A 24,691-nucleotide genomic window follows, 5' to 3' on the forward strand; every position below is an offset into this window, starting at 1 on the left:
TCTCAAAGGCCTTTTTCACGCTATTTCTCCTATTATTTTTGATTGTTGAAGAGTAGGGAATTTCTATCTTTCCTCTCAACAAAGCGGACGGGATGGGAGGGCCGACTCCTGCAGGAGGGAAGGGCAGTTTGAAATCCACCGGCGCAGCCGGTTAGTTCAACGCCCGCCTGCGGAAAGCGTGCCCCCCATCCCGGGAGCGGGTCGAAGCTCCTCAAGTCCGAAATAAACGAGCACTTTTTCAGTGGCTTCAATAAAGGCAAGGGTGAGACCCCACAGTGCGTAAGCGCGAGGAGGCTCACCAGCCGCCCGCGGAAAGCGAAGTCTATTTCCGGAGCGAATGCTATGCACCAACTAACATTAAGTTCGATTTTCTCATTAATAAACACTTTTTTGTCCCAGTCCTTCTTACTCTCAACTAAAATTCCTCACTCGATCATATTGATTGTCATTACGAATGTCTACTGCTTTTTTAGGGTTGTCCGTTATGATTCCGTCACATCCCAATTGAATAAATCTTCTAATTTCCTCTTCATCATTCACCGTAAATGGGCGTAAACGAAGACCCTTTTTTATCAATTGTTCTATCTCATCATCTAGCAAACTTTTAAAATAAAAATGATATCCCAGTGCTTGAACTTGCCTTACATATGCAGCAGGATCATATAGAGCGGCAAATGCAATGATGGCTGTCTCAACCATAGGAGCTTGTTGGTTACAAAGAGCCATAAGCTGGTGGTCAAAAGAAGAAAGAATCACCTTCTCTTCCAGTTCATACTTCTCTATTAATGGTAGAATAATAGATGCTGTTTTATGCCGATGTTGAATAGAGCCCTTTAGCTCTACATTTACAATCAATGGCAGCCCTCTCGCCCATATAAACACTTCCTCAAGTGTTGGAATTTCTTCCTTTTGAAATGTTTCACTATACCACGAACCTGCACTTACTTGTTTTAGTTGCTGTACTGTATGATGCTGAACATAACCTGTTCCTGTCGTCGTTCGCTCAAGTGTGTGGTCATGAATCACAACGGGAACATCATCTTTGCTTAATTGTACATCAAGCTCAATGCCATCAGCTTTCGCCTCATATGCAGCCTTAAACGCCGCCATCGTATTTTCCGGATACGAACTTGAAAAGCCCCGATGCGCAAATATTTGTGTCTGGTTCACACGATCTCCCCTAATTCACTTTTTTGTTCACAGCCCTAGTGCTATCCTACTTTATTAGAAAAGAGCCCTTTTCCTCGACACCCCAAAATAGTTTCCCAATATCGTTCACATGTATCGGGCCTACGCCTTCTGGTGTTCCTGTGTAAATAAGGTCCCCCTCTCCCAACCCAAAACAGTCGGCACATTCATCAATAATATCTTGGAACGTAAAAATCATATCTCGAGTATGACCTTTTTGCCTCGTCTCTCCATTCAGATCAAAAGAAAATTCAGTATTGGCACATTCCTTTTCATCAAAAGGCCAGAACTCTGTTATAATGGCTGAGTTTTTGAATCCTTTTGCCCTAAGCCATGGATGACCTTTTTTCTTCAATTCTGATTGAACATCTCGCAACGTTAAATCAAGACCAAGAGCCATTTCACTTACTACTTCCGTCACTTTACTTCCTTTTTCTACGGCTTTATTAATTTTTAAGACAATCTCTAGTTCGTAATGAATGTCACCTAGACCTTTTGGTAAAACAATTTCCTGCCCTCTTGCTTCAACTAATGAATGACTAGGTTTAGAAAATAAAAGAGGTTGGTCTGGTACCTCATTCCCTAATTCTGAAGCATGTTTTTCATAATTACGCCCTATGCAATAAATATTCAATTGACTACACCCTTTCATCCACTTTGACATTTCACCTATTGTCTCCTATTGTACTAAAAAGAGTGCAGAGATTGATAGGGACATCTCTTCAGTTCGTTGTAAAAAAAGTGTCCCAAAAGGTTACTCACCTAACAGGACACTTCTATAATTATATCCCTGCAGAGCGCTGGAGACGTTTTGCTATTTCTAAGAAATCTTCATGAGAAATTCCAGGCGCAAATTCCTCTTGTATTTCAGGATAATCCGGTATCGGGGCCCCTTGAGGAGCTCCTCGTATGACTTCTACAGGCTTTCCATCTTCTGGGTGAGTCCCTTTCCAAATTTTATCGATATCTTGGTAATCTGTATCACTAAATGTATATAATTTACGATGTACACCTTGATCTTCATACTTTCTTGCATAATCAAAGGCTTTGTTCGATAAATTCGGAATAGGTACCATTTTCGTCATGTCCACACCCGTCGCAATTTCAAGAGCTTTTGCATAGGCGACAACATGAACACCGCCACGAACAAGAAGGTACCCTATCATTTCACGGGCAACGGGGTTCTCGGTCATTTCATAGACACGCATCTTATGTGTTCTCGCACCGCATTCTAAGAAGAAATTATGCAATAGATCTAAAATCAAATTCCCACTATTAAAAACATACTCTCCTTTCCAAGGAGCCCCCATGGAATCCATCGGTCGGGACGTTTGAGCCGTATCAATAAAATGGTACGTATTTCGTTTGTCTTTTGCATTTTGCATTGGCTGCATGTCAGGGTCGGCAGGGAACGTTGTGCCTTCGATCATGTTATTTATCGTGTGTGAGACCAATTCAACGTGGCCAAATTCCTCAGCAGTGATACTAGCAACTAAGTCATAGAAAGGTTTTAATTTCTTTTTACTTCGAAAATTAAAGGACTGATACATATAATTATTTAACGTCGACATTTCCCCGAATTTCCCGCCAAGCAATTCTTGGACTGCCGCGGCAGCGTTCGCGTCTGGATGCTCTGGTTTAGGCAAATCAATAAGTAATTTATCTAAACGTTTTATCATCTGACTCCCTCCAATGAAGCAAAATAAGATTCACTATGTTCATATGAAGGAAGTTGGATGTCCTATGCCAATTTATTTTCCTAACGGAGAAAACACTTGAAGCGATCCAATTCGTTGCATTGCCTCACGGAGAACAGCTTCTTCACTTAATAAACCAATTCGGACGTAACCTTCACCGTGTTTCCCAAATCCAATTCCTGGCGCTACTACGACTCTTGCTTTTTCTAATAAAAGATCGGCAAATGACTCAGACGTGTATCCTTCTGGAACCGGAAACCAAGCAAAAAAGGACCCTTTAGGTGCATTAACGTTCCAACCGATTTGATGAGCCGCTTCGACAAGAGCTGCTCTTCGGCTTTCATACATTTCTACTAACTGATTCACACTTGATTGATCAGATTGTAAAGCAAACGCTGCTGCTTCTTGAATTCCGCCAAACAAGCTGCAATAATAATGATCTTGCATGAGTTCAATCGCTTTAATAACACTCCGATTCCCAACAACAAATCCCACACGCCATCCAGCCATATTATACGTTTTAGATAACGTAAGCATCTCAACGCCAACATTTTTGGCACCTGGCATCTGCAGAAAGCTCAGTGGCTTTTCTCCATCAAATCCGATTGCACCGTAGGCAAAATCATGAACGATGCAAACATCATGCTGATCTCCTAACTGAATCGCCTGCTCAAATAATTCAGGAGTGGCAACTGCACCAGTTGGGTTATTCGGATAATTTAAAAACATGAGCTTGGCATCATCCCAAGTCGACTGGCTAATCTCTTGGAAATTGGGATGAAAGTTATGTTCTTCTCTAAGTGGCATTTCATACATGTTCGCTCCAGCTAAAGCAATCCCCGACCAATAGTCCGGGTATCCTGGGTCCGGTACTAACACCGTGTCTCCTGTATTAAGCAAGCATTGGCTAATTTCGACTAACCCTGTTTTGGCTCCCGCTAAAACAGCAACCTCGGTTGTAGGGTCCACATCCACGTTATATTCTTTCTTATAATAATCAGCTACAGCCTTTTTTAAAAAAGGGTAGCCTGCAAATGGTGGATATTTATGATAAAGCGGATTGTCTGCCGCTTTCTTTAATTGATCCACGATAGGCTTAGGAGTTGGCTGATCTGGGTTCCCTTGCCCTAGATTGATCACATCATCATGTTGTTGTTTTACTTTTATAACTTTATTTACAAGCTTCGCAAAAAACTGCTCCGGCAATCGTTGCAAAGCATCAGACTGTGGAAATTCTTTCACTTTCTTCACCTCTTTGAATGTATGTAAAAAAAGAGCCCTTTTATAGAGAGCAATGAAAAAGGAAATGTTCCCTTCCATTGCTCTCCTTATAAGTCTAAAAAAGTAGCTCTTTGTCTGAATGTAATCTAGTATTTCCAACACAGCTTGTCAAGGAAGGGTGATCATTTTAAAAATCCTTGTTTTTTGAGAAACTCACCAACTTGTGGTCTCTTTGGAGTAGAGAGAAAACTAGCCATTTGTTCTGACCATGTATCAGACCGCTTTCCTTTCGTACGATCATAATAATACTGTTTCATAACCTCATCATATTCCTCAATCGCTTCAACTAACGATTTCGTATCATACTGTTCAGAATGAACAACAGCCTCTTTAGGCAATCGCGGCTTCTGCTCAGGGTTCTGATCCGGATAACCTATACATAGACCCATGACCGGGAATGTATACGGTGGTAAATCTAGCAATTCCGTCACAGCCTCTTGATCGTTTCGGATGCCCCCAATCATAACACCACCAAGATTGAATGATCTTGCTGCTAGTAACATGTTTTGGGCAACTAAAGCGGCATCCACAGCCCCTACAAGGACCTGTTCTTCTTCACCTATTTCAAAGGCTTGCTGATGAATCGTACTTGTCTGTTTCAATCGATAAAAATCAGCGCAGATTACGAAAAATACAGGACATGTTTCCACATAAGATTGGTTACCTGCTAAAGCGGCTAGCTTCTTTTTCTTTTCCTCATCTTGCACAACAATTACACTATATGCTTGGACATGATGAGAGGTTGGAGCCCAACGTCCAGATTCAATGATTTGCTCCAATTGTTCGCTTGAAATAGAATCACTTGTAAATTTTCTAATAGAACGGTGACTTTGTATTAACTCAATAACCGAATTGCTTTTCAACGTAGGTCACTCCCTTTACTTAATGTACTACTACAAGTTTATCTCAACTTCAAACGTTTTCAAAAGAATTTCTACTAAAGAATCATACATAATAGTTGTTAATGTACTTCTCGTTAATTTACAATAAAAGGAATTAAAATATAAAAAGGAGTTATATATGAATCTACATTCTCGCCCTTTAAAAGAAGGGGACCGGATTATTGCTTTAGACATGATGAGAGGCTTAGCTCTATTAGGCATTTTATTAGCTAATAGTCTTCACTTTCAATATGGATTGTTTGTCTTACCCGAGATTCATCATCTCTATCCTTTAGGAATGATTGATAAAATCGCCGAAGGATTGATTCTCGTCTTTGCCCAAGCTAGCTTTTATACTCTCTTTTCTTTTTTATTTGGCTATGGAATGGCCTATTTAAAAGAGAGACTTGAACAAAGAACGTTACGATTTGGAGTTGTTTATTTTAGACGAACCTTTCTTTTATTAATCGTTGGTTATTTGCATGGATTGTTTATATGGGATGGAGATATTCTTTTTGTTTATGCACTTACAGCGTTTCTCTTATACTTCTTTTTAAAATTAAAGGAAAGAGGCTTATTGATCTGGTCTTTTCTATTATTATTTCTCATGGCCTTATCAATTGCGACTCCAGAAGACGAGTCAACGTCGATTGTCGATGAACAGTTACTACAATATTCGATTGAAGAAAATGAGGTATTATCATCAGGTTCGTATTCAGAAGTCGTTTTCTTTCGCTTGTATGCTGATCCCCTCGGTTTAGGAATCGTAGGCGACATCATTATCAATGCGACGGCTATGGTAAGCGTTCTTGGAATGTTCTTGCTTGGTGCCTTTGTTGCTAGGAAAAAATGGCTGTTAGATGTTCCGAAACACCGCCGCCTTATCTTGAGAATTTGGTGGATTACGATGCTTTTTGGATTTCCATGTAAGATTGCTTATTTATTCATTGATACTAATGCTTATGAAATGCTTCATACAATGGTTGGTGGTCCTCTCGTTGCTATGTTCTACGCGTCTAGCATCGTCTTACTAGCTACAAGTGAACGTGGCCAAAGATGGCTTAAGCCCCTTACGTATGTAGGAAGATTGTCATTAAGTAATTACCTATTACAATCATTGGTTTTTACAACATTATTCTATGGATATGGTGTTGGTTTGTTTTCAAATATTGGGGTATTTACAGGCGTCTTGCTTGTCCTTGTATTCTTCACATTGCAAGTTATAGCTAGTAAATGGTGGCTCCGACTCTTTCAGATCGGGCCGTTTGAATGGCTATGGAGAGCCGGTACGTATCTTTATTTACCAAAACTATTGCGTAAAAAATAGGAAAAAACCGTGTAATGAATACACAAAACGCTCAGGAAAAGAAACTGTACCCTAATCGTTAGACACAACTAACGATTAGAGGTGCATTTTTTTATGGCAAAATATACTTTTGATGAAAAGCCATCGGCAGTTACAAGATATTTAGAGGGGACAGAAAGTTTTATTTCCAACGCGAGATTAATGGGGACATTAGAAAGAGCTTGATGAACTAGGTAAAGCTAATAACTAGCTGGTGTAGTGGCGTTAGTGAAGAGTCAACAATCTTTTTGACATTGTCTCTCAACAACATGATGAAGGACAAATATTTGGAAATTCAACCTGACTTTGTCTTTCATTAGCTATATGACGGACAAAACTTCGACAATTCAACTTGGCTTTGTCTTTCATCAGCTTTATGAAAGGCATTTCATCGACAATTCAACGTTATTCTCTCTTTCATCATTTTGATGAAGACGTTTGTCATCTTAGCTTGTTAAATAAAACAGCCGTTACTTTGATAACAGTAGAAACTGACTTTCAACCAAAGCAATCCGGTAACTTAAGCAAATAAGCACACAATCTAATTAACTTGAGTTTTAAATAATTGGTTACTAAACGTCGTTTCATCGATTTCCTCTATAGAAGGTAAATTTGAAGTTGTTTTGTCTACAAGCCAATAAAGGCCCACGGTAAGAACAGCTATTCCACTGAAAAAAATAACATAAAAACCTCCAATTATTACACCTAAACTACCACCCAGTAACGATCCAAGTGGCATTGCAATACCACTTAAACTAAACGAGGCTGAGAATACTCTACCTAATAATTGTTTCGGAATCCCTTTTTGTAAACACGTATTTATTAGAATATTTGTAACACCACCAGGTAACCATGCCATTCCATAAACTATAATCATTAACCATGTCCATGGCATAAATACAGATACTGCCCACAGTACCCCACTAATTAAAAATGCAACTGCATATACCTTTCCTACTTTAAAATGCTCTAATTTTAGATAAGGGGCTAGTAGCGCTCCTGACAAACTACCAATTGCTTGAGCCATTAATAATAAGCCATAGATTTCGGCTCCACCTTGATAGTCACTAAATTCAGGAAGAACCACAAAAGTTGCTCCGCCCACAAGATTAATAACAATCATACCAAAAAGGAGTCGAGAGAATTTTTTGCTAAGCAAAATTTTCATACCATCTTTAAGTTCATAATGATACGTTTTCAACTGATTCTTTATTGATTTTTTCATGATACTTTCTTGTATATTTGTAAGCTTTTTCTCTACTTTTATCATTGAAAATATTAAAGCACCCATTAAAAATAGGAAAGAATCCAAGATATAGATGGATACAGCACCAACAATAACAATTAAAACCCCCGCTACTGCATTGCATCCTACCTCAATTCCTTGATATGCAAGTGTAAAATAAGAATTAGCTTTCGTTAGATCTTTATCTTCAACAAAGTTAGGAAGTGAAGCCATTTGTGCAGGGTATACCAACATATTAAAGGTCATAATAATAGGTGACAAAATTAGAACAAGTGCAACACTAAGGAATCCAAGATAAGAGGCCAAAGGAATCATCAATAAAAGGATGCATTGTGTAAGTTGTGTGTTGATTAATAAAGGACGAATAGATATTTTATCGATTAGTGGTCCACTCAAAAACTGGATCAATCTAGGAAGAATAGTAAGAAAACCTGCTAATCCTGTATAAAAAGTTGATCCACCTAGATCGTACACTAGCCACATAGCCGCAACAGCATACAGGCTATCGCCAATATTGGTTATTATTCTTCCTAAAAACAAATACCTGAAATTTTTATTCAAAAATAAATTCATTCATCTCCCTCCTTTAGATAGGCTTTTGGTTTTGTAGAGTTTATTTTTATACCGATACTAAACTCTTGAGCCTCTTCCTTGTTATTTACGGAAGTCTTTTTCACCCACCCTTCAAGAAATGCTCTAAATTCTTCCTTAATTTGATCTTGTTGGTCTTGAGAGAGGTTTAATCGTATACTAAGTGCCGTTGATTCATTAGAAATAAAATCGTCTTTTAAAACAGGATCAATTGGCTCTGTCCCGTAAGAATTGAACCATTTAGATTTTGATTGATAATATTTCTCTATCACTCCACCAACTTGTTTTTCTTCCACAAGTTCAATTAGACCTCCCTCGAAAAGCTTCTTCATATGATAATGTACATTACCTCCAGATTCCCCCAATAAGTCAGCAACCTGCTTCGCTGTTCTAGGTTCCTCCAGTAACTGGCTAATAATTTTTATTCGAAGTGCATTTCCGAGTAGTTTAGCTTGTTTAACTGAAACATTTAATGGTTTATTATTCATATTAAAATCTCCCATAATTCGATCTGTTTTTTTAGATTATCGATCTATAAAATTAGATTATTACTTTAAATAAAAAATATCTACATTTATTTAATTATATTTCTTGAAATTTCGTAATCAGCTGCCTTCGCCTAAACCATTTCCACAAGATATAAAGAAGGAGCCTCTCAAAAGATCTAATTTGGAACCTTTGAGAACCCCTTCTCTTTAGACTGCTTTACGTAGATAGCTTTTCTGAAAACCGAGGAAACGTGAGTATAACTCTTGCTCCTTTATTAGAGAGATTTTTGTACTGAACACTGCCTCTATGGTCACTCATGATCTTCTTAACAATCATCGTTCCTAACCCTGTGCCATCTTTTTTCGTTGTATAAAAAGGTTCTCCGATTTTCGTTAGCGTTAAAGAATCAAATCCGCCGCCATCATCATCAACGATAATGACGACACTTTCATCAATATCCTCAAGTGAGATTTCGATATTGCCATGTAAACCGATCGCTTCCGCGGCATTTTTTAAAACATTGACAAGAACTTGTTTCACTTGATTTGGCTCAGCATAAATAGAATGAAGCTTTGTTTTCGTAACAATGGAAACCTCAATCTCATGTTGGTTTAAAAATCCTCGATACAAAAACAAAACATCATCTAACAGTTGTTTCATATCCACTTTTCTTTTTTCGACTGCTTGCGGTTTGGCGAGCATCAACAATTCATCTGTAATCATATTCATACGTTGTAACTCTGCAATCATTAAGTCTTTCTTTTTTTCCGATCGTTCATCTAATAAATCTACAAACCCTATTAATACAGTAAGAGGGTTTTTCAATTCATGAGCAATGCCAGCAGCCAAACGCCCTACAGAAGACAGTTTTTCAGCTTGAATGACTTGTTCTTCTGTTTTTCGTTTTTCAGTCACATCTTGTATAAAGGCGGAATAGACTTTTTTCTCTGAAGTTGTCGCAATCTCAGAAATGGAAACATTCACAAAAATAGACTGTTTGCTTCTAGTGACATGCTCAGTCTCTAAAAAGGGCTGACTGTTAGTTAACAACTTTTTCCATTCTCCCCCGAAGATTTGTTTGATATTGGTGTCGATCAACTCTACTTGAGAATATCCATATAAGTTTTCAAATGCTTGGTTGCAAGATAGAATCTTACCATCCTCATGAAATAACACAATTCCTTCTTTTACATTTGAAAACAATGAATCTAGATGAGCTTGTGTTGTTTCTAGCTCTTGTTTTGCCATGTATTCATTCTTTTGAGATTTCATCCATAGTTCTCTCGTAAAACGAATATGAAAAATAAAGAAGATGATCGTTAAACAAGAAAAAATGACAAACGTTAAAACCTCATTCTGATCTACATCAACAAAAATATCGTCAAACGAATGATAGAAAAAAAACACAATCATCGTTGTTGCTAACACTCCCGCATAAAGTAAGGCATCAAGACGTTGATACACGGAAGCCAACATGACTCCAAAAAAGATAAACATAAAATAGCCAACTTCTGGATACATCCAATTAACAACAAATGTATACACATATATGCCTGTGATCATGACATACATCATAATAACAGGATTGGGTATGAATCGATAAAAAAGATACAAACTGAAGCAAGTGATAACCCCAACTGGAGGCCAAATATACTCTGGAAAAAACACCCCATCTAAAAAGAGAAAGAAAAAACAACAAATCCATATAATAATCAGCAACAGCCGATTTCGTTTATGTAAAAACTCTAAAAATGTCACGTAGCAATCATCCTTAATTTCAGTAACTTCCATTATAACCCACACCATCATTCTCTTGTCTGTTGCAATTTGAAAAAGCGGGACCTATTTACCATATTACACTAAATTGTCTTACCGAATCATTGGATACGTATTTTTTTTCGACATTTTTTTCGATACACAAAAAAGCAGCAACAATGTTTCCACTGTTGCCACCTCTTCATCCATTATTCAGCAATGGCCGCATCTACTTCAGCAATCATTCCATCGATTGCTGTTAATCCACCAGCAGTGATATACCAATATACTGGATCTAAGTAAATAATATTGCCATTTTGGTAAGCTTGTGTTCCTTTTACTAAATCATTTTCTACTGTTTGTTGACCAGAAGATTCTCCGCCAACAATAGCTCCACGGTCCACAACAAATAAATATTCAGGGTCTTTTTCAGCAATATATTCAAAAGAAATATTTTGTCCGTGTTGAGAAACTTCGATGTTTTCATCTACTGCCGCAACACCAAAATCAGTATGAAGCATTCCAAACCTTGATCCTGGACCATAGGCACTGATCGAGCCATCGTTTGCCAGAATAATTAAACCTTCTGCCTCGCTAGACGTTGCTTTTTCGTTCAATGCAGCTAACGATTCTTCAATTGTAGCCAACTGTTCTGCAGCTACATCTTCTTTTCCGAAGATTTCAGCTAATAATTCAACATTACTTGTAAATGACTCTAAATAGTTTGCAGTATCAACTTGCACAAATAGTGTAGGCGCAATCTCGCTTAATTCGTCATAAGCTTCTTGTGCACGACCTGAGATAATAATCAAATCTGGTTGTAAATCATAAATTTTTTCGAAATCAGGCTCAAATAATGTACCTGCTGTTTCATATTCAGAGCCTTGGTATTTTGAAAGGTATTCTGGAATACTTTCAGTTGGAACAGCTGTTACTGCATTTACTCCTAATGTATCTAATGTATCAAGTACACCCATATCAAAAACAACTACATTTGTTGGATTTTTCGGTATAACGGTTTCACCTAATTGATGAGTAACTGTAATTTCAGCTTCTTCAGCTGCTTCTGTCTCTGCTTCTTCTTCAGCACCTTCGTCTTCCGTTGTTTCTACTTCTTCAACTGGATCAGCAGCCTCACCTTCAGTTTCTGTGCTTGAACCGCACGCTGCTAAAAATAGAGATAAAACCAATGTCATTAGTAAAAAGATCAACGACTTTTTCATTCTACTCACTCCTATTTTGTCTATTGTATAAAATATATAATTAAAGAGATTGGCAGTGTTTGTTTTGCAAGAGCAATTGCTATACCTTGGCCGAGGACTTGCTACATATCCACCAATTTCATTAACTAACAAAAAATTATTGAAGATAATAATAATCATTATCACTATTACCTTTTAATGTTCCCCCCTTAATTTCATAAGGGGGGATTTTAAGATTTTAAACAAAAAGGGAAGTTCGCCCTTTTGCCCTTATCTGTGCGTACATCGTTTGCGGTGGCTTCTCTCGCCGTGCGCTGTTTGAGAAGATCGCTCAAACAGCTTAAAACCATTACGGCGGCTCCGCTCACCGCGTCGATTTTACCCAAAAAGGCAAGATCGGCCTTTCCACCCTACCTGTGCGTACATCGTTTGCGGTGGCTTCTCTCGCCGTGCGCTGTTTGAGAAGATCGCTCAAACAGCTTAAAACCATTACGGCGGTTCCGCTCACCGCGTCGATTTTAACCCAAAAGGGAAGATCACCCTTTTGGGTTAAAATCTATGTAAAATACACACAGATTTTTTTGTCTCCTACGCAGTTAATCGGAATGTCCATGTCATAAATTTCTTTTAGTACGGAATTAGTAATGATTTCTTGTGCGGGGCCTTCCCGTACAATTTTTCCGTCTTTTAAGGCGACAATGAAATCCGAGTAACAGGAAGCGAAGTTGATGTCATGTAAGACAATGACAATCGTTTTGCCTAGCTCATCTACCATTCTCCGCAATACTTTCATAATTTGCACAGAATGTTTCATATCTAAATTGTTTAATGGTTCATCGAGTAAAATGTATTCTGTATCTTGAGCAATGACCATCGCGATATGAGCTCGTTGCCTTTGCCCACCACTTAATTGGTCTAAGAATTTATCTTGGATGTCCTCTAATTCCATGTAAGAAATGGCTTCATCAATATATTTTTTGTCTTCTTTTGTTAATCTACCTTGTGAATATGGAAAACGTCCAAAGGACACTAGATCGCGAATGGTTAATCGGATCGTAATATTATTCGACTGTTTTAATATAGAAACTTTCTTAGCTAACTCATCGCTTTTCGTTTTACTTATATCAACATCGTCAATTTTTACTTCCCCTTGATCTTTCGCTATTAACCGACTAACAATGGAAAGCAATGTACTTTTACCAGCCCCATTTGGACCAATGAATGAAGTAATCGTACCTTTTCTAATTTTAACTGAGACATTATCTACCACTTTTTTAGATTGATATTGTTTTGAAACATTCATCACTTCTACCATTTTTTCGTCTCCCTTAACAATAGATATAGAAAGTACACTCCACCAACAAAATTAATGATGACACTTAATGGCGTTGAGAAGGCAAAGATTCGTTCAACAATTAATTGTCCACCGACAAGAGCAACGATACTTATGAGTACAGCCCCGGCAATTAAATACTTATGTTGATATGTTTTCATAAACTCATGAGCAACATTTGCCACTAAAAGACCTAAGAACGTTATAGGACCAACAAGTGCAGTCGCAATGGCCACGAGAATAGCGATAACAATGAGCAACCTTTTGACAACTTGATCATAATTCACACCTAGATTCACGGCATGCTCTTTTCCTAAAGATAAAATATCTAAATATTTTATATAGCGATAACTATAAATAAAGATGATGATCACTAGCATTACCGACGTCCAAAATAAATCGGTATTAACATTATTAAAGCTTGCGAACATTCGATTTTGAACCATTAAAAATTCATTTGGATCAATGAGTACTTGCATAAATGTTGTTAAACTACCAAACAATGTCCCAAATACAAGACCTACTAATAAAAGAAAATATATATTTCGGCCTTCGCGATTAAATAGTAATTTAAAAAGCAACCAAGCAAAGATCACCATAAAACCTATAGAAACAGCAAAGTTCAGGTGCTTGTTGATCATCACAACACTTAAAGAACCGAATGTGAAGATGATGAACGTCTGAATTAATAAATACAATGAGTCTAACCCAATAATACTAGGAGTTAAAATTCTATTATTTGTAATAGTCTGAAACACCATCGTTGAAAATGCGATTGTGGCGCCTGTCAAGACAATAGCTGCAATTTTATAACCTCTTCTAGGAAGGACGTAATCCCAGTTTCCATTTGCTCCAATTGTTAAGTAAAGAGCAACGAGGCCAATTGCAATGATTGATAGCGTTATTAGTTTTCCTCTATAGCCCATATGTCTTTCTCCTTAACAATAAATAAAGAAAAATTCCACTACCAATTACTCCAACCGTGAGACCAATCGCAATCTCATATGGATAAATTAAAATGCGCCCTAAAATGTCACAGAAAAGTACAAATATAGCTCCTAACAGAGCGGTATAAGGTAAGTTCTCACGAAGATTATCACCTCTATAAATCGTAACAATATTCGGAATAATAAGCCCTAAAAATGGAATCATCCCAACGGTTAACACAACAACCGATGTAATCAAAGCGACAATGACTAAGCCGACATTCATCACATGTTTGTAATTTAACCCCAAATTGACTGCAAACTCTTCTCCCATCCCAGCTACTGTAAATTTATTAGCAAAGATGTAAGCCAGAATTAAAACAGGAATACTTATGTAAAGAAGTTCATATTGACCTCTAATTACGACAGCGAAATTTCCTTGCAACCAAGCTGACATATTTTGAATCAAGTCATATCGGTAAGCAAAAAAGGTTGTAACGGAACTAACAATATTCCCAAACATCAGCCCAACAAGTGGAATGAAAATCGTATCTTTGAACTTAATTCGTTCTAAGATTTTCATAAAAATAAACGTACCTGCTAAAGCAAATGCAAAGGCAACGACCATTTTTTGTAGTGGACTAGCAGATGTAAACAAAATTAAAGACACTAAGATTCCTAGTCTGGCAGAATCAAGCGTTCCTGCTGTCGTTGGAGAGACAAATTTGTTTCTTGTTAGTTGCTGCATAATCAATCCACATATACTCATTCCAACTCCGGCTATAATAATACTAATTAACCTAGGAAACCGAACGAGTAACATCGTTTGAACTTGATCATCCGTCAGACGAAACACATCAAGCGGGGATATGTCCCTTACTCCTATAAATAACGAAGCTATTGATAATAGTACTAAAACTAGTAGTAAATAACGTTTTCTCATAATGACAGCTCTTTCTACTTAAAAAGATTTCTACAAGTAACTAGTAAATGAACGTTCAATCCTCCTAACGAGTTAAATGAGAATCATAATCAATCACAAACAAAAAAAAGAAGCAATTAACATTGATAATGATTATCGATATAACACATTCTAATGTTAATCGATAATGATTGTCAATACTATTTTTCCAATTATTTGTCTAAACAACTAATTTATATTAAAAAAATGACGAAACTATGCATATGTATTAGAGGTTATTAAGATAAGTTGCATCTTTTTTTAAAACTTTGTTGTCTAAACAACGTTCATCTTATTCACAATAAGAGCTTATGATACCAACAAAAAAACTTCTATTCTCATTTAGAGAAAAGAAGCTTATGACCATTATTCACCTAAATTTTTATCAATTTTTTTCAATACTTTCAAAAACGTTTCCATTTCTTCTTGTTCAATTCCATCAGAAATTTGGTCTACTGTATGTTGCGCCTGTTCGATCATACTGAGCTGCAACTTCTTACCCGTTGTTGTTAAAAAAATTAAATTCGTTCTCTTATCAACTGGGTGGGGTATTCTTGTAACTAGATCTCTTTTTACCATATTGTTAATCAGTCTTGAAATACTTGGTGAGTCTTTTTTTGTTAGTTCTGCTAATTGATTTTGAGTTAACCCATCTTCTTCCCACAGCCTGATCATAATCGACCATTGTTCATTCGTTACCGGTAAGTGATTTTGTTTAAAATTTTGATTTAAACGATTCGTAATGAGTCGCGCCGTATTCGTAATTTTATAGCCTATCGACTCTGCTAAAATATATTTACTCTGTCCCATTCGTGAATACCCCTAATTTTCTTGTCATATAAAGATCGTACAGGATTCATTAACAAGAATCAACATAGGGGAAAGCGTTTTAAATACTTTTTCTAATATGGTCTGTTCCATTTTAATATAGATGTCATCAATGAGAATCAAAGACTTCATAAATTTTAACAATCGCCCATTCTAAATCTTTTTTCTTGATCACCAGTGGTGGAGCAAAACGAATGACGTTTTCATGTGTTTCCTTGCATAACAATCCTTCCTTTTTTAACCGTTCACAATAATTCCTTGCAGGCTCATGAAGCTCAACCCCAATAAATAGACCTCTTCCCCTTACCTCTTTTATGATTGGATTTTTGATGTTTCTTATCTGCTTTAGCATATAATTTCCTAAATCGAGTGATCTTTCTACAAGTCGTTCTTCTTCTATTACATCTAATGCAGCTAAAGAAACCGCACAAGCAAGTGGATTTCCTCCAAAAGTCGACCCATGAGATCCTGGATCAAACACTCCGAGAATTTCTTTGCTAGCTGCCACAACTGAAATAGGAAAAACTCCCCCACCTAATGCTTTGCCTAAAATATACACATCAGGTTCCACTTGATCCCAGTCACATGCAAAAAGTTTTCCTGTTCTCCCCAATCCCGTTTGAATTTCATCTGCCATAAATAACACACGCTGTTTTTTACAAAGATCATGCGCTTGCTTTACGTAGCCTCGTGGAGGAATAATGATCCCGGCCTCGCCTTGGATTGGTTCAATGAGAAATGCCGCAGTATTCGGCGTTATGGCCTTTTTTAAAGCATGTATATCTCCATAAGGAATTACCTTAATGCCAGGGAGCATTGGTCCAAATCCTCTTTTATATTCATCATTTGAAGACAGTGAAACGGCCGTCATGGTACGCCCATGAAAGTTATTTTCACAAACAATGATTTCTGCTTTATTGGAACTAACTCCTTTCACATCATACGCCCACCTTCTCGCCGCTTTTACTGCTGTTTCCACCGCTTCTGCTCCTGTATTCATTGGCAATATCATAGATTTTCTCGTTAGTTCTGCCACCTTTTTATAAAATGGCGCAAGTTTATCATGATGAAAGGCTCTAGACGTTAATGTGACTTTATGTGCTTGCTCTGTTAAGGCAGCTATAATTTTCGGGTGACAATGTCCTTGATTAACCGCTGAATAAGCACTTAACATATCCAAGTACGTATTTCCTTCCGGGTCCTTTACCCATACTCCATTAGCTTCTGAAATAACAACAGGCAAGGGATTGTAATTGTTCGCCCCGAATTGGTTGGTTTTTTTTATAATCTCTTTTGACTTTTCCATCATTTCCCTCCTCCTAAAGAAGCTGCTTACCTAATAAAGAGGCGACTAATTCAATCGCTATATCTGCCGTTGTGTTTTTATCATCTAAAATAGGGTTCACCTCAACAAATTCAGCAGATGTTATGATATCGGCTTCGGCTAATAGTTCCATCGCTAAGTGACTTTCTCGATACGTAACACCTCCACGTACGGGTGTCCCTACGCCAGGGGCATAAATCGGGTCAATGCTGTCTAAATCAAAGCTTAGGTGTACTCCATCTGTACGATCTTCCAAATAGCGGATCGCCTCTTCCATCACCGTAGTCATTCCTCGCCGATCAATTTCATGCATCGTAAACACCTTAATTCCTTTTTCTTGTATGAATGTACGCTCCCCTTCATCAATAGACCTTGCCCCTATAATGACAATATTTTCTGGGGTTACTTTCGGTGAATAGTCGCCAATTTTCGTTAATAACGGATGACCGAAACCTAGATTAATAGCTAGCGGCATGCCATGAATATTTCCCGATGGAGAGGTTTCTACTGTATTTAAATCGGCATGCGCATCATACCAAATAACCCCTAAATTTTGATAATGCTTGGCAATTCCAGCGATCGAACCAATGCTAATACTGTGATCTCCACCTAATACGAGGGGAAATCCCCCTTTTGTTATGGTCTCATCTAATTTTATGCAAAGTTCTTCACTTACAGAAATGACTTCCTGTAAGTTTCTTATTTTCTGTTCTTGATTCGTCCCATTTGTTGATCGATGAATGGTTAGATCCCCATAATCAATTACTTCAAATCCTTGACCTTTTAGGTCTTCCAACAAACCAGCATACCTCATTGCACTCGGTCCCATATCGACGCCACGACGTATTTGCCCTAAGTCCATTGGAACGCCAACTACCGATATTTTTTTCTTCGTGCCCATAATGTAACCCCTTTCATAAAGTGGTACATAAAATGAGAATCATTAGACCATCTGCAACAAAGAATGACTCTTCTCTATTACTTCTTTGAAAACAAACCTTTTAAAGCAAAAGAGACATTTTGAGGTCTTTCTGCTAGCCTCCTCATAAAATAGCCATACCAATCATGACCAAATGGTACGTAAACACGCATCGTATAGCCTTCCTTTGCTATCTTTTCTTGAAGCTCTGTACGAAATCCATAAAGCATTTGAAATTCAAATTGGGTTTTCGGTATGTTCCATTGCTTACAAAACTTCATAACTTTCTCAATGATACGGTGATCGTGACTAGCAATGGCTGTATAACTACCCGTCAACAAATGCTGTTTAATCATTTCCAAGTAATTTTTATCAATTTGATCCTTTTGTTGAAAAGCCACTTCTGCTGATTCTTTGTATGCCCCTTTTACTAACCTTAAAGGTACTCCTCTTAACCCTGCCAAATCCTTTTTTCCACTATACAAATACGCTTGGAGCACAGTACCAACGTTATCATAGGTTTTACGTAATTCTTCGAGTATGCTTAACGTTTGATAGTAATGAGAGTGGTCTTCCATATCAATTTGGACAAAATTATTCGTCTTACGCGCTGCATCAAGAATTTGCCTTACATTATTGACACAAAACGTACGATCAATATCTAGTCCAAGTTGTGTTAACTTAATCGATAATTGACTATTCACTCCTGAAGCCGAAATTGCTTCAAGTGTCTCTATACATTTTTTCGTAGAATCAATTGCTTCTTCCTTACGAAGAACAAACTCTCCTAAATGATCAACCGTACATACCAAGCCTTTTTCATTAAGCCCCTTAATCACTTCAATGACACTCGGTATCGTTACGCCTGCTACTACTTGTGCAGCTCCTAGTCTCAATCCCCATTTTTTTGCACCTTTATTTAAGATTTTGTTTTTTGATAAATACAGAAAAAAATTTTTGGAGAGTTTTTCAACCATTTCCATAACCCCCTTAGCTAGTAATCTGTTTTTATAGTTGCTCGGTTACTAGTTTGGCTTGTGTGAATAATAGTAAATAATCAGGTCCCCCTGCTTTCGAATCAGTCCCTGACATATTAAAGCCTCCAAATGGATGGTACCCAACTATGGCGCCTGTGCATCCACGATTAAAATACAAATTCCCAACATGGAAATCTTCTTTTGCTTTTTCTATGTGCCTTCGGTTATTCGTGATAACCGCACCTGTTAATCCATAATCCGTATTATTGGCAATTTCTAGAGCGTGATCAAAGTCTTTTGCCTTGCAAAAAGCAACAACAGGTCCAAAAATCTCTTCCTTCATGATTCGTGCATGTTCATCTACCCCTGCAAAAATGGTTGGCTCTACGAAATACCCTTTGGAACAATCCCCATTTCCACCAGTCATTAGTGTTCCTTCTTCTTTTCCGATCTCAATATAACTCATCACTTTATCAAAAGCAGCTTGATCATTTACTGGTCCCATATAGGTTCGTTCGGCTGGATCTCCCACTGTCAATGTCTTCGTTAACGCAATTGCTTTTTGTAACACTTCGTCATATACATCTTGATGAATCACCGCTCTAGAGCAGGCTGAACATTTTTGACCAGAAAATCCAAAGGCAGATTTCACGATGGACTCCGCTGCTAAATCCAAATCAGCTTGATTGTCAACAATGATCGTATCTTTCCCACCCATTTCTGCGACAACACGCTTTAACCAGATTTGCCCTTCTTGAACTTTGGCGGCACGTTCATAAATTCTGACTCCCACTTCTCTTGAACCTGTAAAACTAATAAAACGAGTTCTCGGATGATCAACTAAATAGTCACCCACCTCGCTTCCACTACCAGGAATATAGTTAACGACTCCTGCCGGCATGCCAGCTTCTTCTAACACTTCTATAAATTTAGCAGCAACAACCGGCGTCGTACTAGCAGGTTTTAAGAGCACGGTATTTCCTGCAACGAGAGCAGCTGACGTCATCCCCGCCATAATGGCAAAGGCAAAATTCCAAGGAGATAGGACAACACCAACTCCTAAAGGAATATACGAAAGTCTATTTTTTTCAATTTTGCGACTTTCAATAGGATAGCCTTTCTTTAATTCAATCATTTGACGTCCATAATATTCTAGAAAGTCGATTGCTTCTGCTGTATCAGCATCTGCTTCATTCCAAGGCTTACCGGCCTCATATACTAAATAGGCTGAGAATTCATGCTTGCGTCTTCGAACGATGGCTGCAGCCTTAAAGAGAATATCCGCACGAACTTCCGGGTCCCACTTCTTCCATGTTAGAAAGGTTTCATCAGCAACTTGCATTGCTTTTTCAGCTAGAGACTGATTCGCTTTTGAGACGGTTCCTACAATCTCTGATTTGTTTGCTGGATTAACAGACACCATTTTTTCCGCTGTTGTTATCCGTTTGCCACCAATTACTAGATCGTACTCTTTTCCAAGTTCTTTTTTTACTTGATCTAACGCCATCTTAAATTCCTTTACATTTTTCTCCAAAGAAAAATCAGTAAATGGTTCATGTTTGTACGGTACGGTCATCAAAATCGACTCCTTTACTCTTTCAAAATATAGTACACTTCGAAATGACAAAGAGTGAATGCAACTTTTACGATATGATAGGTACTAACATGAATGTCTGTTATAGGTGTAACAATTCGAGACTCATGGGTTTGGAAGAATATTATTGAAATATAAAACTTTTGATAGAGAAAAATAAGTTAAATGAAGGTGTGCATTGGTCACGTTAGCGTGTTGGAGCTTCATACAGAGGGGCTAAGATGTATATGACTTCTGGTGTTTTTAAAAGGCTGTTTTCGCATACTTTGTTGTTTTCATGGGATACGTGTTCTCCTCATATTCGTTCCATTGCGCTTCAGCCACTCGCACCCGCAAGGAGGTGCCGAGCCTCCTCGGCTACGCCAGAGGGGTCTCGCCCCTACCTCTGCATTCCCGCAGGAGTCGAGTGACTTCCGCTCCATTTCACTATAAGGAAAAACTATTTCATAGCAACAATCTTTACGAAAACAGCGTTTTAAAATAAATATCGATGACAATTATATTCTGGCACGTATCATATAGCTAAGTAATGAGGCTGGAACATAACGAAAGTGTTTCACTGAGATTACGAAACGATGCACAACTATAGCGGAGGAAAGATACGTAGACTCCAGCGGGATTAAAGGCAAGGGTGAGACCCCACAGTGCGTAAGCACGAGGAGGCTCACCAGCCGCCCGCGGAAAGCGAAGTATATTTCCGGAGCGATTGCTATGCATCCACTATCGTTGCGTTCGGATTTCTCATTAATAAAACTCTTTTTTCATAGCCTCATTACTATATCTATGCACGTTATTATGAATCATTCACTTGACCTATCTGCTGGATAAATCACTCCCATTTGTTTCCTTGCATTTTCTAATATTGATGCCGTAACCATGGAATTTGTAAAAGAGTTAATGGCTGATTCTTTCTTTTTATTAGAAACTAAATGAATAAATTCCTGCGCTTCATAATACATGGGATGTTGATCCTGACTGACTGTAATGTCTTCAACCGTGCCATCTTTATAGCGAATTTCAACTTTTTCAGGTGTGTGGATTTTATCTATAATCACACTTCCATTTTCGCCTTGGATTTCAGAAGGCAGATAGGAGTTGGTAATTTTAGAATAGGTGATAACCGCATCCATATCTTTATATTGTAATAGCAGACTTCCTTGTCCATCGACACCAGAATCAAGCATATAGCATTGCCCTGTTACAGAAAGAGGTTCTCCAAATAATTCAACTAACGGATACACCGCATAAATGCCGATATCCATAAGGGATCCGTTAGAGAATGTTGGGTCAAATGCATTTAATACTTCCCCTTGCTTATAGCGATCATAACGAGAGGAATATTGACAATAGCTTGCAGTATACCTACGAACTTTCCCTATTTTATGTAGGTGTTCTTTTATGTTAAGAAAATTGGGCAACAACGTTGTCTTTAGTGCCTCCATTAATAACACTTGATGATCTTTTGCACATTGTATCATCGCTTCAACTTCAGCCGTATTGGAAGCTAAAGGCTTTTCGCATAACACATGCTTACCATGCTTCATCATTAGCATCGCTTGATCTGCATGAAAGGAATTTGGACTAGCAATATAGACAGCATCAAAGTGATCACTATTTGCCATTTTCTCCAAATCAGTATATGTATATGGAGCTCCATGCTTCTTGGCAAATGTTTGTGCTTGTTCTTCTGTTCGTGAATAAACTGTCGTTAAATCAAATGTTTCAATTTGGTTAGCAGCTTCAAGAAAGCTTTCCGTAATCCAATTAGTTCCGATAATAGCAAAACGAATCATAATCGTAACTCCTCCTAGTTATATTCTTTTATAGCCAAATTTGAACTTTCTTCTTTCTTAAACGTCACTGGTAGCTCGATCTTCATCGTTGTCCCTACATTGATTCTACTCTCAACTTGTAATGTACCTTGATGAGACTCAATTATTTTTTTGCTTACCATGAGACCAAGTCCTGTCCCTTTTTCTTTCAACGTATAAAACGGTTCACCTAATTTAGGAATTAAGTCTTCAGGAATACCGCTTCCTTCGTCGATAATCTCTATCGACACATACTCTTCGTACATCGTCAATTTCGTTACGATCATTCCACCATTTGGCATGGCTTCCATTGCGTTTTTGTACATATTAATAAACACTTGTCTCAGTTGATGTTTATCGCAATAAATCTCCTTGCTAGGTCCCTCTATCACCGTTTTCATTTCTATACTATTTAAAATGGCTTGCGGTTGCAAAAATAAAATAACGTTTTCAATGATCTGTTCAATATTTCCCATTTCATACTTTGCTACTTGAGGTTTGGCGACAACCATAAACTCATTTGTAATCATTTCTAAACGATCAATTTCATTTAGCATGATCGAAACATATTCTTTATTTTTGCTATCTGCTTCCATCTTAATTAATTGTAAAAACCCTTTAAGTGTTGTGAGAGGATTTCTAATTTCATGTGCAAAACCGGCTGCAAGCTCCCCTACTACCGAAAGCTTCTCCGTTCTCCTTAGCAACTCTTCTGTTTTAATTAACTTTGTTATATCAACAGCAGTTCCCATAACTTCAACAATTTGGCCTTTTTCACCTATAATCGGCTTTAATGAAGCAAGAAAACTAGCTCCCTTTGTATCTTCAAATTGAAATTCAACCTCTTCTCCTTGCCAAGCCCTCTCATTATACATATCCAACAAGCTTTCTTGTTTTGTATCGTACATTTCCTCCACTGGCAGTCCGATCAACAGTTCAGGAAGTTTTCCTTTCTCATGAATAATTTTCCCATTCAATAATGTATAAACGAATCTCCCTTTTTCTTTCTTGAATTTAAAAATAACTCCTTGGTATTGTTCGATAATCTCCTGAAATTCTCTTTTCGTTCGTTTCAGTTCCTGCTCTGCCTCTATTTGTTTAGAAACGTCACGAATAATAGCGGCACAGAGAACTTCATTATTATTACTTTTCATAGGAGAAACCGTCATACTCACATCTAGTAGACTATGATCTTGACGCTGGCGAACCGTTTTAAAATCAACAATCGATTGACCTTGCTTTAATTTTGTAATCAACTGTTCGAATTCTTCTTTCTTTTGTAATGGAATTAAAGAATCCACTGTATCCACTTTTTCACTACCATCCCCAAACATTTTGGTAAAAGCAGGATTTCTTCGAATGATTTTTTTCGTATTCAATTCATAAATAAAAATGGCATCCTCGGTATTTTTAAATAGAAGCTCCAGTTCACTTTCCACATCTAGAAGTTTATCTTCGGTTTGTTTTTTATCGAGAAGAGGAACTTGTATAGTTGAATAATAAAATGCTTTCATAATAAAAAAGTAGCCGATCACTTTGAAAATATGTCCCACAATCACGGTAACATCATAAATCGTGGCAAATAACGTAATGGTTAGTCCACATAAAATTAAAAAATAACAGGCTCTTATAAGATTAAGATAAAATTGATTTTTGTTTCTTTTATATTTAGACCATAAAAAATAAATCACAATCACATGAATAATGGCAATAACGTATTCTAGTCCATTTTTCAGACTAGTTGGTCCCGTTTCTACTAATAAAATAGGAAGTTGCTCCGGAAAGCTTAGAAAAGATAGAGACAATACAATCGTTACAACACTAAATCCACCAAACCATAGAAGCGTTTCCAACTTATGTTTCACTTTCGAATCAATATTCCAGACGCTTAAAACCGTTAATAAGATGAGAGCTTCGGTTAGACGCGCAATAATCCAAAACCACGCTGTTGTTTGAGAATGTTCAGAAATAGAAAAAGGCATTCCTGGATAAGAAAACGTATGAATAATATCAAAAATAGCTACGGCTAAAAACGTTAAAGATACGCTCAACAATAGCCTTGACCTTGAAATAGGATAAGTTAACCACCCATAAATAAAAATAGACAATGAAATAGCAATACTAGCTAACTCTAATAAAGTATGGAAAAACAAGTGATTCGAAAATTGATACATATTGGTTTGGACTGCTTGAAAGAAAATCACTAGAAACACACAAAGCCCTATAGCCCCCAAGATGATCGTATTTCTTTCACTTTTCTGAATTTGCACTTTATTAGTCACCTCCTCCTAAAGACATGTTTCACTTTATTATATCATTATTTCCCACTAGTCTCTTAGGCTA

At 37.5% G+C, this 24,691-nt stretch carries 20 protein-coding genes; 1 reads left to right on the forward strand and 19 read right to left on the reverse strand.

The window, feature by feature from the left end; genetic code table 11:
* Positions 1-411: 411 nt before the first annotated feature.
* The 5 genes from N0O92_RS19110 to nfsA form a co-directional block, all read right to left on the reverse strand.
* Positions 412-1,170, reverse strand: coding sequence for a glycerophosphodiester phosphodiesterase (locus N0O92_RS19110; protein ID WP_315616243.1), 759 nt, complete (start codon positions 1,168-1,170; stop codon positions 412-414).
* A 46-nt stretch (positions 1,171-1,216) separates the two neighbouring features.
* Positions 1,217-1,852: a fumarylacetoacetate hydrolase family protein gene (locus N0O92_RS19115; RefSeq protein ID WP_315616244.1), complete on the reverse strand. Its 636-nt coding sequence runs from the start codon at positions 1,850-1,852 to the stop codon at positions 1,217-1,219.
* A 118-nt stretch (positions 1,853-1,970) separates the two neighbouring features.
* Positions 1,971-2,867, reverse strand: a complete 897-nt coding sequence (locus N0O92_RS19120; protein ID WP_315616245.1) for a manganese catalase family protein — start codon at positions 2,865-2,867, stop codon at positions 1,971-1,973.
* Between the two features lie 72 nt (positions 2,868-2,939).
* A complete protein-coding gene (locus N0O92_RS19125) occupies positions 2,940-4,127 on the reverse strand; it encodes a pyridoxal phosphate-dependent aminotransferase (protein ID WP_315616246.1) in 1,188 nt (395 codons plus the stop codon).
* 161 nt (positions 4,128-4,288) lie between these two features.
* Complete coding sequence (gene nfsA / locus N0O92_RS19130; RefSeq protein WP_315616247.1) at positions 4,289-5,029, reverse strand: oxygen-insensitive NADPH nitroreductase; 741 nt, start codon at positions 5,027-5,029, stop codon at positions 4,289-4,291.
* A gap of 157 nt (positions 5,030-5,186) precedes the next feature.
* Between nfsA and N0O92_RS19135 the strand changes: the two genes are divergently transcribed.
* Positions 5,187-6,374: a DUF418 domain-containing protein gene (locus tag N0O92_RS19135; RefSeq protein ID WP_315616248.1), complete on the forward strand. Its 1,188-nt coding sequence runs from the start codon at positions 5,187-5,189 to the stop codon at positions 6,372-6,374.
* A gap of 559 nt (positions 6,375-6,933) precedes the next feature.
* Here N0O92_RS19135 and N0O92_RS19140 read toward each other — a convergent pair.
* From N0O92_RS19140 to N0O92_RS19205, 14 genes are all read right to left on the reverse strand, one after another.
* Positions 6,934-8,211 carry an MFS transporter gene (locus N0O92_RS19140; RefSeq protein WP_315616249.1) on the reverse strand — a complete coding sequence of 426 codons (1,278 nt, stop codon included), beginning with the start codon at positions 8,209-8,211 and terminating at the stop codon, positions 6,934-6,936.
* A complete protein-coding gene (locus N0O92_RS19145) occupies positions 8,208-8,717 on the reverse strand; it encodes an ArsR/SmtB family transcription factor (protein ID WP_315616250.1) in 510 nt (169 codons plus the stop codon). Before N0O92_RS19145 ends, N0O92_RS19140 begins: the two co-directional genes overlap by 4 nt.
* A gap of 217 nt (positions 8,718-8,934) precedes the next feature.
* Positions 8,935-10,509, reverse strand: coding sequence for a two-component system sensor histidine kinase NtrB (locus tag N0O92_RS19150; protein WP_315616251.1), 1,575 nt, complete (start codon positions 10,507-10,509; stop codon positions 8,935-8,937).
* A 173-nt stretch (positions 10,510-10,682) separates the two neighbouring features.
* Entirely contained in the window at positions 10,683-11,696 is a 1,014-nt protein-coding gene (locus N0O92_RS19155; RefSeq protein ID WP_315616252.1) for a siderophore ABC transporter substrate-binding protein, read from the reverse strand.
* Positions 11,697-12,231: 535 nt separating this feature from the next.
* Complete coding sequence (locus N0O92_RS19160) at positions 12,232-12,990, reverse strand: iron ABC transporter ATP-binding protein (RefSeq protein ID WP_315616253.1); 759 nt, start codon at positions 12,988-12,990, stop codon at positions 12,232-12,234.
* Positions 12,984-13,934 carry an iron chelate uptake ABC transporter family permease subunit gene (locus tag N0O92_RS19165; RefSeq protein ID WP_315616254.1) on the reverse strand — a complete coding sequence of 317 codons (951 nt, stop codon included), beginning with the start codon at positions 13,932-13,934 and terminating at the stop codon, positions 12,984-12,986. Before N0O92_RS19165 ends, N0O92_RS19160 begins: the two co-directional genes overlap by 7 nt.
* Positions 13,924-14,877: an ABC transporter permease gene (locus tag N0O92_RS19170; protein ID WP_315616255.1), complete on the reverse strand. Its 954-nt coding sequence runs from the start codon at positions 14,875-14,877 to the stop codon at positions 13,924-13,926. The genes N0O92_RS19165 and N0O92_RS19170 overlap by 11 nt, the downstream gene beginning before the upstream one ends.
* Before the next feature lie 384 nt (positions 14,878-15,261).
* Positions 15,262-15,705 carry a MarR family winged helix-turn-helix transcriptional regulator gene (locus tag N0O92_RS19175; protein ID WP_315616256.1) on the reverse strand — a complete coding sequence of 148 codons (444 nt, stop codon included), beginning with the start codon at positions 15,703-15,705 and terminating at the stop codon, positions 15,262-15,264.
* Positions 15,706-15,832: 127 nt separating this feature from the next.
* Positions 15,833-17,029, reverse strand: a complete 1,197-nt coding sequence (locus N0O92_RS19180; protein ID WP_315616257.1) for an ornithine--oxo-acid transaminase — start codon at positions 17,027-17,029, stop codon at positions 15,833-15,835.
* Positions 17,030-17,042: 13 nt separating this feature from the next.
* Complete coding sequence (gene rocF / locus N0O92_RS19185; protein WP_315616258.1) at positions 17,043-17,948, reverse strand: arginase; 906 nt, start codon at positions 17,946-17,948, stop codon at positions 17,043-17,045.
* A gap of 77 nt (positions 17,949-18,025) precedes the next feature.
* A complete protein-coding gene (locus N0O92_RS19190) occupies positions 18,026-18,943 on the reverse strand; it encodes a proline dehydrogenase family protein (RefSeq protein WP_315616259.1) in 918 nt (305 codons plus the stop codon).
* A gap of 31 nt (positions 18,944-18,974) precedes the next feature.
* Positions 18,975-20,519 (reverse strand): L-glutamate gamma-semialdehyde dehydrogenase, encoded by a 1,545-nt coding sequence (gene pruA / locus N0O92_RS19195; protein ID WP_315616260.1) that lies wholly within the window; start codon positions 20,517-20,519, stop codon positions 18,975-18,977.
* Between the two features lie 818 nt (positions 20,520-21,337).
* Positions 21,338-22,330, reverse strand: coding sequence for a Gfo/Idh/MocA family protein (locus N0O92_RS19200; RefSeq protein ID WP_315616261.1), 993 nt, complete (start codon positions 22,328-22,330; stop codon positions 21,338-21,340).
* Between the two features lie 14 nt (positions 22,331-22,344).
* Positions 22,345-24,618, reverse strand: coding sequence for an MASE3 domain-containing protein (locus N0O92_RS19205; protein WP_315616262.1), 2,274 nt, complete (start codon positions 24,616-24,618; stop codon positions 22,345-22,347).
* Positions 24,619-24,691 lie beyond the last annotated feature (73 nt).

Origin of the sequence: Alkalihalobacillus sp. MEB130, assembly GCF_032335535.1 — a bacterium.
GTDB lineage: Bacteria > Bacillota > Bacilli > Bacillales > Bacillaceae_D > Halalkalibacter.

What these genes read in the sequence shown, in the direction of transcription:
- N0O92_RS19115 (WP_315616244.1), bottom strand. Translation starts at nt 1,852, where the DNA reads ATGTCAAAGTGGATGAAAGGGTGTAGTCAATTGAATATTTATTGCATA.
- N0O92_RS19120 (WP_315616245.1), bottom strand. Translation starts at nt 2,867, where the DNA reads ATGATAAAACGTTTAGATAAATTACTTATTGATTTGCCTAAACCAGAG.
- N0O92_RS19135 (WP_315616248.1), top strand. Translation starts at nt 5,187, where the DNA reads ATGAATCTACATTCTCGCCCTTTAAAAGAAGGGGACCGGATTATTGCT.
- N0O92_RS19140 (WP_315616249.1), bottom strand. Translation starts at nt 8,211, where the DNA reads ATGAATTTATTTTTGAATAAAAATTTCAGGTATTTGTTTTTAGGAAGA.
- N0O92_RS19145 (WP_315616250.1), bottom strand. Translation starts at nt 8,717, where the DNA reads ATGAATAATAAACCATTAAATGTTTCAGTTAAACAAGCTAAACTACTC.
- N0O92_RS19150 (WP_315616251.1), bottom strand. Translation starts at nt 10,509, where the DNA reads ATGGAAGTTACTGAAATTAAGGATGATTGCTACGTGACATTTTTAGAG.
- N0O92_RS19155 (WP_315616252.1), bottom strand. Translation starts at nt 11,696, where the DNA reads ATGAAAAAGTCGTTGATCTTTTTACTAATGACATTGGTTTTATCTCTA.
- N0O92_RS19160 (WP_315616253.1), bottom strand. Translation starts at nt 12,990, where the DNA reads ATGGTAGAAGTGATGAATGTTTCAAAACAATATCAATCTAAAAAAGTG.
- N0O92_RS19165 (WP_315616254.1), bottom strand. Translation starts at nt 13,934, where the DNA reads ATGGGCTATAGAGGAAAACTAATAACGCTATCAATCATTGCAATTGGC.
- N0O92_RS19170 (WP_315616255.1), bottom strand. Translation starts at nt 14,877, where the DNA reads ATGAGAAAACGTTATTTACTACTAGTTTTAGTACTATTATCAATAGCT.
- N0O92_RS19175 (WP_315616256.1), bottom strand. Translation starts at nt 15,705, where the DNA reads ATGGGACAGAGTAAATATATTTTAGCAGAGTCGATAGGCTATAAAATT.
- N0O92_RS19180 (WP_315616257.1), bottom strand. Translation starts at nt 17,029, where the DNA reads ATGGAAAAGTCAAAAGAGATTATAAAAAAAACCAACCAATTCGGGGCG.
- rocF (WP_315616258.1), bottom strand. Translation starts at nt 17,948, where the DNA reads ATGGGCACGAAGAAAAAAATATCGGTAGTTGGCGTTCCAATGGACTTA.
- N0O92_RS19190 (WP_315616259.1), bottom strand. Translation starts at nt 18,943, where the DNA reads ATGGTTGAAAAACTCTCCAAAAATTTTTTTCTGTATTTATCAAAAAAC.
- pruA (WP_315616260.1), bottom strand. Translation starts at nt 20,519, where the DNA reads ATGACCGTACCGTACAAACATGAACCATTTACTGATTTTTCTTTGGAG.
- N0O92_RS19200 (WP_315616261.1), bottom strand. Translation starts at nt 22,330, where the DNA reads ATGATTCGTTTTGCTATTATCGGAACTAATTGGATTACGGAAAGCTTT.